1 protein-coding gene is annotated in these 1,376 nt (G+C 53.1%); it reads left to right on the top strand.

The genetic code is table 11. The features are described 5' to 3' along the window. Window positions 1-39 precede the first annotated feature (39 nt). The coding region (locus QP140_RS09705; protein WP_284759452.1) for an IS3 family transposase at window positions 40-1,376 on the top strand (1,337 nt) is incomplete at its 3' end.

Genomic DNA, 1,376 nt, shown 5'->3' with positions numbered 1-1,376 from the left:
CAAAAGGGGATGCGGACGGGATCTTGGAGGATTCCACTTATGAACCGTTCGTACACAGATCAGCAGCGTCGCAGAGCGATTGAGGTTTATAAGCGCACTCAGTCGGTGACGAAGACGACCCGGCAGCTGGGGTATCCGGGGAGATGGACGCTGTACAAATGGTTGCGTGAACCCACCACTCCAGGTAGACCGCGTAAGCAGGCGAAAACCTTGACGCGTTACCCGTTTGAGGTCAAGCTTCGTGCTGTCGAACTTTTCAGCTCCGGCTGGAGCCCAGCTGACATCGCTCAAGAATGTGGGCTGAGGTCAAAAATGAGCGTCTATTCTTGGACACAACGCCATCGTGAAGAGGGACAATGGGGGCTGATGTCGAAAAAGGAACGAGAAGAACGTGCTCGCATTCCCACCCGAGCAGCCCTTGAAAAATCTTTGCCGGATGATCCATCTGAACTGAAAGAACAGATGGCCAAGCTGCTGGTCGAGAAAGCTGTATTGGAAAAGGAGCTGGAGCTTGTAAAAAAAGACGTCAGCGTCATCCCAGGTCAGCTCAGTAATAGACAAAAGACCGCAGTGGTTGACGCGCTACGCCCTGACTTCCCCTTGCCGATGCTGCTCGCCTCTATCGGCCTTGCACAATCGAGTTTTTACTACCACCTTCAACAACGCAGCCGGCCCGATAAGCACGAGCATATCCGTGACATACTCCATGCCATCGACGCGCAGTCGGACAACACGTACGGCTATCGACGCATGTGGTGGGAGTTGCGTCATCGTGGGATCATCATCAGCGAGAAGGTTGTTCGTCGCCTCATGCGCGAAGAAGGAATCGTGCCCCGCTTTCCGAAACGCAAGTGGAGGTACTCCAGCTATCAGGGAGAAATTTCACCAGCTCCGGACAACTTGGTGAACCGTAATTTTCACGCTGACAGCCCAAACAAGTTGTGGCTAACTGACATCAGTGTTTTTGCAGCTCACGATAGTCGCGTGTACCTCTCTGCCATAATCGACTGTTTTGACGGCAAGGTCGTCGCCGCGAAAACAAGCGTGCACCCCACTATGGAGTTGGCGCAGGAAACCCTGCTTGCTGCCATTGAAGCGGAGCAGCCAGAAGCAGATGGTTCCCTGGTGCTTCATTCTGACCGGGGTGCACATTACCGCGGTAGCACCTGGCGCAGTTTGACCGCTAAATACGGGATTGCCAGCTCAATGTCTAAAAAGGGTTGCAGCCCAGATAACGCAGCGTGTGAAGGATTTTTCGGCCGTATGAAAAATGAGATGTACTACGGCAAGGTTTGGCAAACCACCAAAGAGCTCGAAGAAGCCATCGCGCGATACATCGAGTTCTATAACAACCACCGGATCAAAACCAGTCTAGG

The sequence above is a fragment of the Corynebacterium sp. UMB9976 genome, from assembly GCF_030212265.1.
GTDB lineage: Bacteria > Actinomycetota > Actinomycetes > Mycobacteriales > Mycobacteriaceae > Corynebacterium.
Note: the sequence above shows the minus strand (reverse complement) of the source record. Positions and strands in the feature narration are given on the sequence as shown.